The organism is Streptomyces cinereospinus (assembly GCF_042430725.1).
Classification (GTDB): Bacteria; Actinomycetota; Actinomycetes; order Streptomycetales; family Streptomycetaceae; genus Streptomyces; species Streptomyces cinereospinus.
Genome location: NZ_JBHMCY010000014.1, coordinates 69,506 through 84,030 on the forward strand (window position 1 = coordinate 69,506; position 14,525 = coordinate 84,030).

At 72.6% G+C, this 14,525-nt stretch carries 10 protein-coding genes; 8 read left to right on the forward strand and 2 right to left on the reverse strand.

Annotation, left to right across the window (positions count from 1 at the left end; all coding sequences use genetic code 11):
- Positions 1–430 precede the first annotated feature (430 nt).
- Positions 431–1,657 (reverse strand): CAP domain-containing protein, encoded by a 1,227-nt coding sequence (locus ACFF45_RS10035; RefSeq protein ID WP_381344781.1) that lies wholly within the window; start codon positions 1,655–1,657, stop codon positions 431–433.
- A 160-nt stretch (positions 1,658–1,817) separates the two neighbouring features.
- On the opposite strand from ACFF45_RS10035, the gene ACFF45_RS10040 reads away from it, so the two are divergent.
- The 5 genes from ACFF45_RS10040 to ftsY all read left to right on the forward strand — a co-directional run bounded on the left by ACFF45_RS10040 (position 1,818) and on the right by ftsY (position 9,571).
- Positions 1,818–2,099, forward strand: coding sequence for an acylphosphatase (locus ACFF45_RS10040; protein ID WP_381344783.1), 282 nt, complete (start codon positions 1,818–1,820; stop codon positions 2,097–2,099).
- A 378-nt stretch (positions 2,100–2,477) separates the two neighbouring features.
- Positions 2,478–2,684, forward strand: a complete 207-nt coding sequence (locus tag ACFF45_RS10045; protein WP_189700833.1) for a hypothetical protein — start codon at positions 2,478–2,480, stop codon at positions 2,682–2,684.
- Between the two features lie 224 nt (positions 2,685–2,908).
- Positions 2,909–6,508 (forward strand): chromosome segregation protein SMC, encoded by a 3,600-nt coding sequence (gene smc / locus ACFF45_RS10050; protein WP_381344786.1) that lies wholly within the window; start codon positions 2,909–2,911, stop codon positions 6,506–6,508.
- Positions 6,509–6,734: 226 nt separating this feature from the next.
- The gene (locus ACFF45_RS10055; protein WP_381344788.1) at positions 6,735–8,153 is read left to right on the forward strand and encodes a sugar porter family MFS transporter; all 1,419 of its coding nucleotides are present in this window, start codon (positions 6,735–6,737) and stop codon (positions 8,151–8,153) included.
- A 212-nt stretch (positions 8,154–8,365) separates the two neighbouring features.
- Positions 8,366–9,571 carry a signal recognition particle-docking protein FtsY gene (ftsY, locus tag ACFF45_RS10060; protein WP_381344791.1) on the forward strand — a complete coding sequence of 402 codons (1,206 nt, stop codon included), beginning with the start codon at positions 8,366–8,368 and terminating at the stop codon, positions 9,569–9,571.
- 311 nt (positions 9,572–9,882) lie between these two features.
- Here the strand turns inward: ftsY and ACFF45_RS10065 are convergent, their stop codons facing one another.
- Positions 9,883–10,545 (reverse strand): bifunctional DNA primase/polymerase, encoded by a 663-nt coding sequence (locus tag ACFF45_RS10065; RefSeq protein WP_381344794.1) that lies wholly within the window; start codon positions 10,543–10,545, stop codon positions 9,883–9,885.
- 444 nt (positions 10,546–10,989) lie between these two features.
- On the opposite strand from ACFF45_RS10065, the gene nsdA reads away from it, so the two are divergent.
- From nsdA to ACFF45_RS10080, 3 genes are all read left to right on the forward strand, one after another.
- A complete protein-coding gene (nsdA, locus tag ACFF45_RS10070; protein ID WP_381344797.1) occupies positions 10,990–12,465 on the forward strand; it encodes a transcriptional repressor NsdA in 1,476 nt (491 codons plus the stop codon).
- 362 nt (positions 12,466–12,827) lie between these two features.
- Positions 12,828–14,168: an ammonium transporter gene (locus ACFF45_RS10075; RefSeq protein ID WP_381344800.1), complete on the forward strand. Its 1,341-nt coding sequence runs from the start codon at positions 12,828–12,830 to the stop codon at positions 14,166–14,168.
- A complete protein-coding gene (locus ACFF45_RS10080; RefSeq protein WP_003997576.1) occupies positions 14,165–14,503 on the forward strand; it encodes a P-II family nitrogen regulator in 339 nt (112 codons plus the stop codon). Before ACFF45_RS10075 ends, ACFF45_RS10080 begins: the two co-directional genes overlap by 4 nt.
- The last annotated feature ends 22 nt before the right edge of the window (positions 14,504–14,525 follow it).

Sequence of the window (14,525 nt, forward strand, 5' to 3'; positions counted from 1 at the left end):
GGTGTCGGCCGTGCCCTGCCGCGCGTCGGGGAACCACCCGCCGGCCACGCCCTGCGCGTCGCCGGCGCGAGCCGGGACGGCTTCAGCGCGGGATCCGAGCGCCCCAAAGCGGCGGAACCGAGCCGGACCGTGAAACGCGTCGGCCTCGCCACCCGGCGTCAGGACGCGCGGGGCTGCCCCGTTCCCCTCGGGGAGACGTTCTGCTGCACGGACGGCGGCGGCGGCCGTCTGTCGCTGACGGACGAGGGAGACCACGGACGGCGGGAGCTGCGGCTGCACCACGACGGCCTGGTCCGCCGTCACCGCGGTGGCAGGCCGCGTCGACCTGTCCGCCGCGGCGCGTCCCGTCGGCGCTCGGACCCGCCACCGACGCCGAACTCGCCGCTCGGGTCACCCCGCCCCCGCGGCGACAGACGTTCGGGTGGCTGTCTCAGGAGCCGAAGTCCTGCGTCCACCACGGGCCGCCCGACCCGTAGTGCACGCCGACGCCCAGGGTCGTGAAGTCGCAGTTCAGGATGTTGGCCCGGTGGCCGGGGCTGTTCATCCAGGACTCCATGACGGCCGCCGCGTCGGCCTGGCCCCGGGCGATGTTCTCGCCGCCGAGGCCGCTGATGCCGGCCTCCTGCGCGCGGTCCCAGGGCGTGTTGCCACTGGGGTCGGTGTGGCCGAAGAAACCCTGCTCGGCCATGGCCTCGCTGTAGTCGCCCGCCAGCTCCGCCAGCGCGCTGTTCGCGGCCAGCGGGCTGCACCCGGCACGGGCGCGCTCCTCGTTGACGAGCTTGAGGACCTCGGCCTCGGCGGCGGTCTCCGGGGAGATCGTCACCGGCGGGGCGGTCGGCTGCGCCGGCACCGAGGACGTACGGGACGGGCTCGGCGTCGGCTGCCGCGCGGACGGGGTGGTCGTCGGCTCGCTGGACGGAGGCTTCGGGGCGGGCGCCTTGGTGGTCGGCGCCGTGGGCGCGGGTGCCTCGGTGGCCGCGGCCCTGGTGGCCGGTGCCTTGGGGGCGCTCGGGGCCGTGGTGGTCGCCGGGGCCTTGGGGGCGGGGGTGGCCCGGGAGGCCGCGGGGGACGCCGAAGGTGAGGCGGTGCGCTCGGTGCCGCGGCCGGCCGAAGGGCTGCTGCCGGTGCCGGGCGCGGCGGTGCCGGACGTGCCGCCCTGCTGGGACGCGGTGTTGCTGGGGGTGCCGGCGGGGCGCGCCGGGGCGGTGCCGCTCTCGCCCAGCGTGTAGGTGTCGCCGCCGGGCAGGACGCCGGTGACCACCGCGACCACGCCGACCGCGACCGCCGCGGTGACCCCGAGCAGACCCTGGCGGACGGGCATCACGCCCCGCTTACCGCGACGGCGCCCGTGGCCGCCCCGGGTACCGTCGGGGCCGGAGCCGCCGCCCGCCGGGAGGGCCGCGGTGTCGCAGGGCGAGCCGTCGTCGGCGGCCCGGGGGCGGGCGTCGTCCGGGGCGAAGAGGTAGGCGTCACTCCTGGAGACCGCCTCGGCGTACGCCTGCGGGTCCGCGTACGGACCGATGCCCGGTGCGGGCGGGCCGTGCGGATACGAGTGCTGCGGGTGCGCGCCGCCCACGGCGGAACCGGGCGTCTCGTTGCCCCCCGCGGCGCGGCCCGTGGCGGCGCGGCCGGCGGCGGAGCGTCGGTGGCGTCCCATGCGGTGGCCTTCCTCGTCCTGGCGGTCGACTCGTCCCGTCCGGTCGACCAAACCCACTCGATCGGGCGAGTTTCATATGAGATGCATCGGGGCTGGACGGTACCCCATGGCGCTGGACGGGGAAGTGTTCCACGTGACACCGGCCGGTTAGGTTGCACCCATGAGCGACGACGTACGACTGGTCGCCTGGGTGCGCGGACGCGTCCAGGGTGTGGGTTTCCGCTGGTTCACGCGGGCCAAGGCGCTGGAGATCGGCGGCTTGAGTGGTTTTGCTCTCAATCTGGACGACGGCCGGGTCCAGGTCGTCGCGGAGGGCTCGCGCGAGGGCTGCGAGGGACTGCTGGAGTGGCTCCAGGGACACGACACGCCCGGGCGCGTGGACGGCGTCACCGAGATCTGGGACACACCGCGCGGCGGCTACGACGGCTTCGCCGTCCGCTGAGCGCACTCGGTCACCGGGCCCCGGGAGGGGGCCCGGAGCCTCCGGAGCCGGCCGCCCGGAACGGAAACAAGCAGGTTATTGCCAAGAACCGCTTGCCGTGGCAGGCTCCAGGCGCAAGGATGATCGCCACGCCCTGAGGGTCCCGCGTCAGTCGCCGCGCCGCCGTGTCCGGCCGCGCGCCGGCGGGTTGCCCCCAATGCAGGGCGTGATCGTGTTGACCGTCAAACTTTTTGGTGAGACGCTGAAAGCCCCGCGCACCTTAGCTGTTTGGCATGGAAGAACGGCAGCATCACCCCACGGTGCCAAGCGGCTGCGGGTGCGAATCCCTCACGACCCACACCGCTTCGGTCGGTCACTCATTGTGGAGGACCATCCATCATGGCAAAGGCGCTTCTCGGTTACGTCGGCGGCTCCGACCCTCGACTCCTCGCCGAGATGCGACGGCTCCAGCAGCGCGTACAGGACCTGGAATCCGAGCTGGTCCGGATCCAGGCGGAGAACGAGGCGCTGACGGCTGCCGCTTCTCACCACGACAGGATCATGGAGAGCGTCGACGCACACCAGGCGGAGCCTGCGCTCACCTGATCACTGCATCGCACCACGACACGCAGTGGTTGGGCTGCCCGTATCAACCGCTAAGTTGTCAGAAGTTGCAAGGGACGCTTCGGCGTCCCTTCTTTCTTGCCCCCGCTCTTTCTTGCCCCCGCGCATCCTTTCAGAGTCTTTAACGTTGGGTGTGCCCTGCGGGTTCGGGGGCGAAACCGCGGGTTCATGGAGTGAGACAACCCCGGCAGGTAGAGTCCGGCGGCGTGCACCTCAAGGCCCTGACCCTCCGCGGGTTCAAGTCGTTCGCCTCGGCGACCACACTCCGGTTCGAGCCGGGCATCACGTGTGTCGTCGGACCGAACGGCTCGGGCAAGTCCAACGTCGTGGACGCCCTGAGCTGGGTCATGGGTGAGCAGGGCGCCAAGTCGCTGCGCGGCGGCAAGATGGAGGACGTCATCTTCGCCGGCACCACCGGGCGGCCCCCGCTCGGCCGGGCCGAGGTGTCGCTGACCATCGACAACTCCGACGGGGCGCTGCCCATCGAGTACGCCGAGGTCACCATTACGCGGATCATGTTCCGCAACGGGGGCAGCGAGTACCAGATCAACGGCGACACCTGCCGGCTGCTCGACATCCAGGAACTGCTCTCCGACTCCGGCATCGGCCGCGAGATGCACGTCATCGTCGGCCAGGGCCAGCTCGACTCCGTGCTGCACGCCGACCCCATGGGCCGCCGGGCCTTCATCGAGGAGGCCGCGGGCGTCCTGAAGCACCGCAAGCGCAAGGAGAAGGCGCTGCGCAAGCTCGACGCGATGCAGGCCAACCTCGCGCGCGTGCAGGACCTGACCGACGAACTGCGCCGCCAGCTCAAGCCGCTGGGCCGGCAGGCCGCCGTCGCCCGCCGGGCCGCCGTCATCCAGGCGGACCTGCGCGACGCCCGGCTCCGCCTGCTCGCCGACGACCTCGTACGGCTGCGGGAGGCGCTCCGGGCCGAGGTGGCCGACGAGGCCGCGCTGAAGGAGCGCAAGGAGGCCGCCGAGCAGGAGCTGCGCCGCGCACTCCAGCGGGAGGCGCACCTGGAGGACGAGGTCCGCCGCCTGACTCCGCGTCTGCAGCGGGCCCAGCAGACCTGGTACGAGCTGTCCCAGCTGGCCGAACGGGTGCGCGGCACGATCTCGCTGGCCGAGGCCCGGGTGAAGAGCGCGACCTCCGCTCCGCCGGAGGAGCGGCGCGGCCGGGACCCCGAGGACATGGAGCGCGAGGCCCACCGCGTCCGCGAGCAGGAGGCGGAGCTGGAGGCCGCCCTGGAGGCGGCCCAGCGCGCCCTGGACGACACGGTCGCCCACCGCGCCGAACTGGAGCGCGCACTGGCGGCCGAGGAACGCCGTCTGAAGGACGCGGCCCGCGCCATCGCCGACCGCCGCGAGGGCCTGGCCCGGCTGAACGGCCAGGTCGGCGCGGCCCGTTCACGCGCGGCTTCCGCCCAGGCGGAGATCGACCGGCTGGCCGCCGCCCGGGACGAGGCCCAGCAGCGCGCGGTCGCCGCCCAGGAGGAGTACGAGACGCTCCAGGCCGAGGTCGACGGCCTGGACGCCGGGGACGCCGAACTCGCCGAGCGGCACGAGGCCGCCAGGCGGCGGCTGGCCGAGGCGGACGCCGCCCTCGCCGCGGCCCGGGAGGCGGCGACGGAGGCCGAACGCGGGCGCGCCGCGACCCGGGCCCGGCACGACGCGCTCGCCCTGGGCCTGCGCCGCAAGGACGGGTCGGGCGCGCTGCTCGGGGCGAGGGACCGGCTGGACGGACTGCTGGGCCCGGCGGCGGAGCTGCTGTCGGTGACCCCGGGATACGAGGTCCCGCTCGCCGCCGCCTTCGGCGCGGCGGCGGACGCCATCGCCGTCACCGGCCCCGCGGCGGCAGCCGAGGCGATCAGGCTCCTGCGCAAGCGGGACGGCGGCCGGGCCGCACTGCTCCTGGCGGACGCGCCGACGGCGACGCCGGAGCAGGCCGCGGGGAACCGCGCGACCGGCCCCGACGAACCCGCGGACGGCCGGCGGCCCGCCCCGGTGCCTTCCGCCGCGCGGTTCGTCCACGGTCCCACCGACCTGATGCCCGCCGTGCGCCGCCTGCTGCGCGACATCGTCGTGGTCGACACCCTGGAGGCGGCCGAGGACCTGGTGTACGCGCATCCGCACCTCACCGCGGTCACCGCCGAGGGCGACCTGCTCGCAGCCCACTTCGCGCAGGGCGGGTCCGCCGGGGCGCCGAGCCTGCTGGAGGTGCGGGCCGCCGTGGACGAGGCCGCGGCCGAGCTGGAGGAGCTGGCCGTGCGGTGCGAGGAACTCGCCGGGGCGCAGCGGGCGGCCGGCGAGCGCCGCAGGGAGGCCGCCGCGCTGGTCGAGGAGCTGGGGGAGCGGCGGCGGGCCGCCGACCGGGAGAAGTCGGGCGTGGCGCAGCAGCTCGGCCGGCTCGCCGGGCAGGCCCGCGCCGCCGCCGGGGAGGCCGAGCGGAGCGTCGCCGCGGCCGCGCGGGCGCAGGAGGCGCTCGACAGAGCCCTGATGGACGTGGAGGAACTCGCCGAACGGCTCGCCGTCGCCGAGGAGATGCCGGTCGAGGAGGAGCCGGACACCTCCGTACGGGACCGGCTCGCCGCCGACGGGGCCAACGCCCGGCAGACCGAGATGGAGGCCCGCCTCCAGGTCCGTACCCACGAGGAGCGGGTCAAGGGGCTCGCCGGACGGGCCGACGCGCTGGACCGCGCCGCCCGTGCCGAGCGCGAGGCACGCGCGCGTGCCGAGCAGCGGCGGGCACGCCTGCGCCACGAGGCGGCCGTCGCGGACGCCGTGGCCTCCGGCGCCCGCCAGCTCCTCGCGCACGTCGAGGTCTCTCTCGCCCGCGCCGAGCGGGAGCGCACCGCCGCCGAGGCCGCCAAGGCGTTCAGCGAGCGGGAACTGGCGGCCGCCCGCACCGAGGGCCGGGACCTGAAGGCCGAACTGGACAAGCTCACCGACTCCGTGCACCGCGGTGAGGTGCTCGGCGCCGAGAAGCGGCTGCGGATCGAGCAGCTGGAGACCAGGGCGCTGGAGGAACTGGGCGTCGAGCCGGCGGGCCTGGTAGCGGAGTACGGCCCGCACCAGCCCGTGCCGCCCTCCCCGCCCGCCGGCGGCGAGGAGCTGCCGGAGGACCCCGGGCACCCGCGCAACCGGCCGAGGCCCTTCGTGCGGGCCGAGCAGGAGAAGCGGCTGAAGTCGGCCGAGCGGGCCTTCCAGCAGCTGGGCAAGGTGAACCCGCTCGCCCTGGAGGAGTTCGCGGCGCTGGAGGAGCGGCACAAGTTCCTCAGCGAGCAGCTGGAGGACCTGAAGAAGACCCGCGCCGACCTGCTCCAGGTCGTCAAGGAGGTCGACCAGCGGGTCGAGCAGGTGTTCACGGAGGCCTACCGGGACACCGCCCGGGAGTTCGAGGGCGTCTTCGGCCGGCTCTTCCCGGGCGGCGAGGGCCGGCTGGTGCTCACCGACCCAAGCAACATGCTCACCACGGGTGTCGACGTCGAGGCCCGGCCGCCGGGCAAGAAGGTCAAGCGGCTCAGCCTGCTCTCCGGCGGCGAGCGGTCGCTGACCGCGGTCGCCCTGCTGGTGTCGATCTTCAAGGCCCGGCCCAGCCCGTTCTACGTCATGGACGAGGTCGAGGCCGCGCTCGACGACACCAACCTCCAGCGGCTGATCCGGATCATGCAGGAGCTGCAGGAGGCCTCGCAGCTCATCGTCATCACGCACCAGAAGCGGACCATGGAGGTCGCCGACGCGCTGTACGGCGTCTCCATGCAGGGCGACGGTGTGTCGAAGGTCATCAGCCAGCGGCTTCGCTAGGCCCCGCGGCCGCGGTCGTACCCGCTCCGACCTGGCTCGACTGGTCTGCTCATTCAAGTAGTGAATGCTAGTCCGACACCCCTACCTCAAAAATTCTTCACATCACCCTATTGACTTCGAAACTTGAAGACATAGTCTCTGCAACGTTGCTTTTACCTTCAGGTTTCGCCACCTGCGAGGGCTACACCCCACTCCGGCAGCGTTGCCGGTGGCCCGAGGAGTACACGTGACCAGCACAGCGCAGGCACCCCAGTCAGGAGCCAAGTCGGCTCAGCCCGAACATCTCGGGCACGTCATCTTCATCGCGGCGGCCGCCGCGATGGGCGGTTTCCTCTTCGGCTACGACAGCTCCGTGATCAACGGCGCCGTCGAGGCCGTCCGGGACCGCTACGACATCGGCTCCGCGGCGCTGGCGCAGGTCATCGCCGTCGCCCTGATCGGGTGCGCCATCGGCGCCGCGACGGCGGGCCGGATCGCCGACCGCATCGGCCGCATCCGGTGCATGCAGATCGCCGCCGTCCTGTTCACCGTGAGCGCCGTCGGGTCCGCCCTGCCGTTCTCCCTGTACGACCTCGCCTTCTGGCGCGTCATCGGCGGTTTCGCCATCGGCATGGCCTCGGTGATCGGCCCGGCCTACATCGCCGAGGTCGCCCCGCCGGCGTACCGCGGCCGTCTCGGTTCCTTCCAGCAGGCCGCGATCGTGGTCGGCATCGCCGTCTCCCAGCTGGTCAACTGGGGCATCCTGAACGCCGCCGACGGCGACCAGCGCGGTGAACTGCTCGGCCTGGAGGCCTGGCAGCTGATGCTCGGCGTCATGGTCGTCCCGGCCGTCCTCTACGGCCTGCTCTCCTTCGCCATCCCCGAGTCCCCGCGCTACCTGCTCTCCGTCGGCAAGCGTGACCGCGCCCGCGAGATCCTCGCCGAGGTCGAGGGCCGCGACATCGACCTCGACGCCCGTGTCGCCGAGATCGAGCACGGCATGAAGAGCGAGCACACGTCGTCCTTCAAGGACCTGCTCGGCGGCAGCTTCTTCTTCAAGCCGATCGTCTGGATCGGTATCGGCCTGTCGGTCTTCCAGCAGTTCGTCGGCATCAACGTGGCGTTCTACTACTCCTCCACGCTGTGGCAGTCGGTCGGCGTCGACCCGGCGGACTCGTTCTTCTACTCCTTCACCACGTCGATCATCAACATCGTCGGCACCGTCATCGCGATGATCTTCGTCGACCGCATCGGCCGCCGGCCGCTCGCGATCATCGGCTCGGTCGGCATGGTGATCGGCCTCGCGCTGGAGGCCTGGGCGTTCTCCTTCGACCTGGTCGACGGCCGGCTCCCGGAGACCCAGGGCTGGATCGCCCTGATCGCCGCCCACGTGTTCGTCCTCTTCTTCGCCCTGTCGTGGGGTGTGGTCGTCTGGGTCATGCTCGGCGAGATGTTCCCGAACCGGATCCGCGCCGCCGCCCTGGGCGTGGCCGCCGCCGCGCAGTGGATCGCCAACTGGGCCATCACCGCGAGCTTCCCGTCGCTGGCCGACTGGAACCTCTCCGCGACCTACGTGATCTACACCGTCTTCGCCGCGCTCTCCATCCCCTTCGTGCTCAAGTTCGTGCAGGAGACGAAGGGCAAGTCGCTGGAGGAGATGGGCTGAGCCTCGTACCGAGGCCCCTGGTCCCGAGGAGACGGGCCAAGTCCCCGCTGCCCCTCTCCTCGTCCCTGTGAAGAAGCGTGCTGCCCCGGCCCGGTCACCGGGCCGGGGCAGCACGCTTTCCCGCAGCGGGGACCCGGTCACCGTCACGGGAGCCACTCGGGCGAACGCACGGGCTGGGTCGCCGGAGCCCCATGGCCGATACTGGACGGGTTATGGACATCGTCATCCTTGCTGTAGTCATCGCCGTGGTCGTGCTCGGCACGCTCGGCGGGCTCATCGTCGGCAGTCGGCGCAGGAAGCCGCTGCCCCCGCCGCCCGCCGCGCCCGACATCACCGCCCCTCCGGCCGAGCCGCACGTCGGCGACGAGGCCGAGACGCCGCGGGAGGAACCGCGCCGCACGATCGAGGAGGTGGACCTCCCGGACGGCTCGGCCCCGGTCGCCGTCGAGGAACCTCCCGTCGTCGAGCTCCCGCCGACCGAGATCGAGATCCCGGAGCCCACCGAGGGGCGGCTGGTCCGCCTCCGCGCCCGTCTCTCCCGCTCCCAGAACGCCCTCGGCAAGGGGCTGCTCACGCTGCTCTCGCGCGAGCACCTCGACGAGGAGACCTGGGAGGAGATCGAGGACACCCTGCTCACCGCGGACGTCGGTGTGCAGCCCACCCAGGAGCTGGTCGAACGGCTGCGCGAGCGTGTGCGGGTGCTCGGCACCCGGACCCCCGAGGAGCTGCGCGGCCTGCTGCGCGAGGAGCTGCTCGCCCTGATCGGCACCGACGCCGACCGCACCGTGAGGACCGAGCCCGAGACCAGCAAGCCCGGCATCGTGATGGTCGTCGGCGTCAACGGCACCGGCAAGACCACCACCACCGGCAAGCTGGCCCGGGTCCTGGTGGCCGACGGCCGCAGCGTCGTCCTCGGCGCCGCCGACACCTTCCGGGCCGCCGCCGCAGACCAGCTCCAGACCTGGGGCGAGCGGGTCGGCGCGTACACCGTGCGCGGCCCGGAGGCCGGCGACCCGGCCTCCGTCGCGTTCGACGCCGTCAAGGAGGGCAAGGAGATGGGCGCCGACGTGGTGCTCATCGACACCGCGGGACGGCTGCACACCAAGACCGGCCTCATGGACGAGCTCGGCAAGGTCAAGCGCGTCGTCGAGAAGCACGCCCCGCTGGACGAGGTGCTGCTCGTGCTGGACGCCACCACCGGCCAGAACGGTCTCGTGCAGGCCCGGGTCTTCGCCGAGGTCGTCGACATCACCGGCATCGTCCTGACCAAGCTGGACGGCACCGCCAAGGGCGGCATCGTCGTCGCCGTGCAGCGGGAGCTGGGCGTCCCGGTCAAGCTGGTCGGGCTCGGCGAGGGCGCGGACGACCTGGCGCCGTTCGAGCCGGAGGCGTTCGTGGATGCGCTTATCGGAGAGTGAGCACGCACAGACACCCGTACGCCGCAGAGCGCCCGCCCCCACAATCCGTGGGGGCGGGCGCTTCGCTGTGCGGGCAGTCACCGGACGCTCGCGTACGGCCCGTACGGACGCAAAGGGACGGCCGGACGGAAGGAGGGAGCGTGCGAAGGGAGCGGCCGGCCGGATGGGACCGGACGGGCGGGCGGAGGCACCGGGTGGGGCGGCCGGGCGGGCGGAGGCACCGGGTGGGGCGGCGGGGCGGGCGGAAGCGGCCGCTGGTACGGCGGGAAAGGCGGACGGCCGGACAGGCGGCGGGGGTGGCCGGGCGGACCTCAGGCCCGTGACCGGTGCGCCACGTACGCCAGCGTGCCCAGCAGCAACCGTGCCGCCGGCGGCCTGCGCGCAGCGTCCAGGTCCGGCGGGCGCAGCCAGCGCACCGGGCCGAGGCCGGCGCGGTCGGAGGGCGGTGCCGTGATGTACGAGCCCGGGCCGAGACCGCGCAGGTCGAGGCGGGGGTCGTCCCAGCCCATGCGGTACAGCAGCGCGGGCAGCCCGGCCGCGGAGCCGGGGGCGACGAGGAAGTGGGCGCGGCCGTCGGGGGTGGCGGTGACGGGTCCGAGGGGGAGGCCCATGCGCTCCAGCCGGACCAGGGCGCACCGCCCGGCCGGCTCGGCCACCTCGATCACGTCGAACGTCCGCCCGACCGGCAGCATCACCGCCGCGCCCGGGAACTCCGCCCAGGACGTCGTCACCTCGTCCAGCGTCGCCCCGGCCGGCACCTTTGGCGCGAAGTCCAGCGGATGCGCGCCCGGCGCCCGGCACCCCGCGCGGCCGCAGGAACAGACGCCACCGGCGGCCCGGGCGCCGGGGACGACGTCCCAGCCCCACAGCCCGGTGTACTCCGCCACCGCCGTGCACTCCGACGAGCGGCCGCGGCGCCGCGAGCCGGACCGGATGTCGCGGATCCCCCGACTGCTGCCGATCGTGAAGCCCATGCCCCCTCCAACGGGTCCGACGCACCAGTGGTTACGTGCCGGAATCAGTACGTGACTCTCCGTTTCCGACTTCCCGCTGCCGCGCGGTCCAGACGGCTCCCGAAAGCACCTCGGGTGGCGCGTCCGGCGGTGCGCGCCCCCGCATGCACCCGTCCGCCCGCTGGCGTCCACCTGGTGTCAAGTGAATCGCGCGGTGGTGACCGGTAGTTCATTCGAAGGGGTGGCGAATGGTGGCGTTTCCTGGATCGCCGCGACTGGGCGGGTGATCGTAGGATTACCGTGTGTGCACGGCGGCCGCGGCACCTGCTCCGGTGGGTATGCCGGAGGCAACCGGGTCCGCCCTGCGAAGACGGGGAACCGCCGGACGGGGGACCGGGGCGACGGGCATTCCGACAGGGCTTGGCGCACCTGGGGACAGGCGATCTGAGGGATGGGGGCGTTCACGTGGGCGGGAGCGGCGGAGGCGGGGTGAACGCTGAGAAGCGCCCGAACGAGCTGTTGGGCTCGTGGTTCGCGCGCAGCGGCTGGTCGAAGGGCGAGCTGGCGCGTCAAGTGAACCGCCGCGCACGCCAGGTGGGCGCCAGCCACGTCTCCACCGACACCTCGCGGGTGCGTCGCTGGCTGGACGGCGAGAACCCGCGCGAGCCGATCCCCAAGATCCTTTCGGAGCTGTTCTCGGAGCGGTTCGGCTGCGTGGTCTCCATCGAGGACCTGGGCCTGCGCGCCGCCCGCCAGTCGCCCTCCGCCACCGGCGTCGACCTGCCCTGGACGGGCCCGCAGACGGTCGCCCTGCTCGGCGAGTTCTCGCGCAGCGACCTGATGCTGGCCCGCCGCGGCTTCCTCGGCACCTCACTGGCCCTGTCCGCCGGCCCGGCCCTGATCGAGCCCATGCAGCGCTGGCTGGTCCCCGCGCCGCCCGCGCCCCGGCCCGAGCCCGCGTCCGTGCCGTCCACCCGTTCCCGGGGGCGGCTGTCCAGGCCGGAGCTGGAGCTGCTGGAGTCCACCACGGTGATGTTCCGCCAGTGGGACGCCCAGTGCGGCGGCGGCCTGCGCCGCAAGGCGGTCGTCGGCCAGCTGCACGAGGTGACCGACCTGCTCCAGGAGCCCCAGCCCGAGACCACCACCCGCAAGCTGTTCAAGGTCGCCGCCGAACTGGCCGAGCTGGCCGGCTGGATGTCGTACGACGTGGGGCTCCAGCCCACCGCGCAGAAGTACTTCGTGCTCGCGCTGCACGCCGCCAAGGAGGCCGGCGACCGGCCGCTCGGCTCGTACGTCCTGTCCAGCATGAGCCGCCAGATGATCCACCTCGGCCGCCCCGACGACGCCCTGGAGCTGATCCACCTCGCGCAGTACGGCAGCCGGGACTGCGCGAGCCCGCGCACCCAGTCGATGCTGTATGCGATGGAGGCCCGCGCCTACGCCAACATGGGCCGGCCCGGCAAGTGCAAGCGGGCCGTGCGGATGGCGGAGGACACCTTCGCCGAGGCCGAGGACTGGGACGAGCCCGACCCCGACTGGATCCGCTTCTTCTCCGAGGCCGAGCTGTACGCCGAGAACAGCCACTCCTTCCGCGACCTGGCCTACGTGGCCGGCCGCAGCCCCGCCTACGCCTCCCTGGCCGATCCCCTGATGCGCCGGGCGGTGGAGCTGTTCGCGCAGGACCCCGAGCACCAGCGGTCGTACGCGCTGAACCTGATCGGCATGGCCAGCGTGCATCTGCTCCAGCGTGAGCCCGAGCAGGGCGCCGCCTTCGCCGGCCGGGCCATGACGGTCGCCAAGAACGTCCGTTCCGAGCGCGTCAACACTCGTATCCGAAAGACCGTCGACACCGCCGCCCGCGACTTCGGCGACATCACCGAGGTGGTGGACCTCACCGACAAGCTCGCCGTCGAGCTGCCGGAGGCCGCCGAGGCGGTCTGAGCCGCGCACCCGGACCCCTGGCCCCGGCCGCGGCCGGCCCTCCCTAACTGCCCGACTCGGCTCCCCCGTGCCAGGTCATCGGAAGGCCGCCCGCGGCCGGTCCGCGCCGTCCGCACGCCGTCCCGCGACGGTCGTCACGGGAGGGTCCAGGGAAGGTTGCGCCACGATAACGATCGCGCGGCGCGGCAGCAGGCAGTTCATCGACGCGTAACACGTCCGGCGCCTTCGTCACCGCCGCGAAACAACGAGGGGCCTCCACCGAAACGGCGCTGCGCCAATCTCATGGCGCATAACCGGCCCACCCCTCACGCCGCTCAAGGCTTCGCCCGCACGGGGCCGTATCCAACGACGAGGAGACGCCGATGGCTCCAGCCATCACGCTTGCCGCAGAGACGGAGCTCTCTGCCGCCAACACAGGCTTCATGCTCATCTGTTCCGCCCTGGTGATGCTCATGACCCCGGGCCTGGCCTTCTTCTACGGAGGCATGGTCCGCGTCAAGAGCACCCTGAACATGCTGATGATGAGCTTCATCAGCCTGGGGATCGTCACCATCCTGTGGGTGCTGTACGGCTTCTCCATGGCGTTCGGCACGGACTCCGGCAGCATCATCGGCTGGAGCTCCGACTACGTCGGCTTCACCGGCATCGGCACCGCCGACCTCTGGGACGGCTACACCATCCCGGTCTACGTCTTCGCCGTCTTCCAGCTGATGTTCGCGATCATCACGCCCGCCCTGATCAGCGGCGCCCTCGCGGACCGCGTGAAGTTCACGGCCTGGGCGCTGTTCACCGCGCTGTGGGCCACGGTCGTGTACTTCCCGGTCGCCCACTGGGTCTGGGGCGCGGGCGGCTGGGCCTTCGAGCTGGGCGTGATCGACTTCGCCGGTGGTACGGCGGTGCACATCAACGCCGGTGCCGCGGCGCTCGGCGTGATCCTGGTGATCGGCAAGCGCATCGGCTTCAAGAAGGACCCGATGCGTCCGCACAGCCTGCCCCTGGTGATGCTCGGCGCCGGCCTGCTGTGGTTCGGCTGGTTCGGCTTCAACGCCGGATCCTGGCTGGGCAACGACGACGGCGTCGGCGCGCTGATGTTCGTCAACACCCAGATCGCCACCGCCGCCGCCATGCTGGCCTGGCTGATCTACGAGAAGATCCGCCACGGCGCGTTCACCACGCTGGGCGCCGCCTCCGGTGCCGTCGCCGGTCTGGTCGCCATCACCCCGGCCGGCGGCGCGGTCGACCCGCTCGGCGCGATCGCGGTCGGCGCCGTCGCCGGTCTGCTGTGCGCCATGGCCGTCGGCCTGAAGTACCGGTTCGGCTACGACGACTCCCTCGACGTCATCGGCGTCCACCTGGTCGGCGGTGTCCTCGGCTCGCTGCTGATCGGCCTCTTCGCCAGCGGCAAGGGCCAGTCCGAGGTCAAGGGCCTGTTCTACGGCGGCGGTCTGGACCAGTTCTGGAAGCAGTGCGCCGGTGTCTTCGCCGTCCTCGCCTACTCCCTGGTCGTCTCGGCGATCCTCGCCTTCCTGCTCGACAAGACGATCGGAATGCGGGTATCGGAGGACGACGAGGTGGCCGGCATCGACCAGGCCGAGCACGCCGAGACCGCATACGACTTCAGCGGCGCCGGCGGTGGTGCAGCCCGCACCGCCCCCGCCACCGCCCCGGTCGCCGCAGCTGCTAGCAAGAAGGTGGACGCATGAAGCTCATCACCGCCGTCGTCAAGCCGCACCGGCTCGACGAGATCAAGGAAGCCCTCCAGGCGTTCGGAGTGCACGGCCTGACGGTCACCGAGGCGAGCGGCTACGGTCGTCAGCGGGGGCACACCGAGGTCTACCGCGGTGCCGAGTACACGGTCGACCTGGTCCCCAAGATCCGTATCGAGGTGCTGGCCGAGGACGACGACGCCGAGCAGCTGATCGACGTCATCGTGAAGGCGGCCCGCACCGGCAAGATCGGTGACGGCAAGGTCTGGTCCCTTCCGGTCGAGACCGCCGTCCGCGTCCGCACCGGCGAGCGCGGACCGGACGCTCTCTGACCCACAGAAGAACAGGAGTCGC

Bases quoted from the DNA above. Each gene is read 5' to 3' on its own strand.
- ACFF45_RS10075 (WP_381344800.1), top strand. From the start codon at position 12,828: ATGGCTCCAGCCATCACGCTTGCCGCAGAGACGGAGCTCTCTGCCGCC.
- ACFF45_RS10040 (WP_381344783.1), top strand. From the start codon at position 1,818: ATGAGCGACGACGTACGACTGGTCGCCTGGGTGCGCGGACGCGTCCAG.
- ACFF45_RS10065 (WP_381344794.1), bottom strand. From the start codon at position 10,545: ATGGGCTTCACGATCGGCAGCAGTCGGGGGATCCGCGACATCCGGTCC.
- ftsY (WP_381344791.1), top strand. From the start codon at position 8,366: ATGGACATCGTCATCCTTGCTGTAGTCATCGCCGTGGTCGTGCTCGGC.
- ACFF45_RS10045 (WP_189700833.1), top strand. From the start codon at position 2,478: ATGGCAAAGGCGCTTCTCGGTTACGTCGGCGGCTCCGACCCTCGACTC.
- ACFF45_RS10035 (WP_381344781.1), bottom strand. From the start codon at position 1,657: ATGGGACGCCACCGACGCTCCGCCGCCGGCCGCGCCGCCACGGGCCGC.
- ACFF45_RS10080 (WP_003997576.1), top strand. From the start codon at position 14,165: ATGAAGCTCATCACCGCCGTCGTCAAGCCGCACCGGCTCGACGAGATC.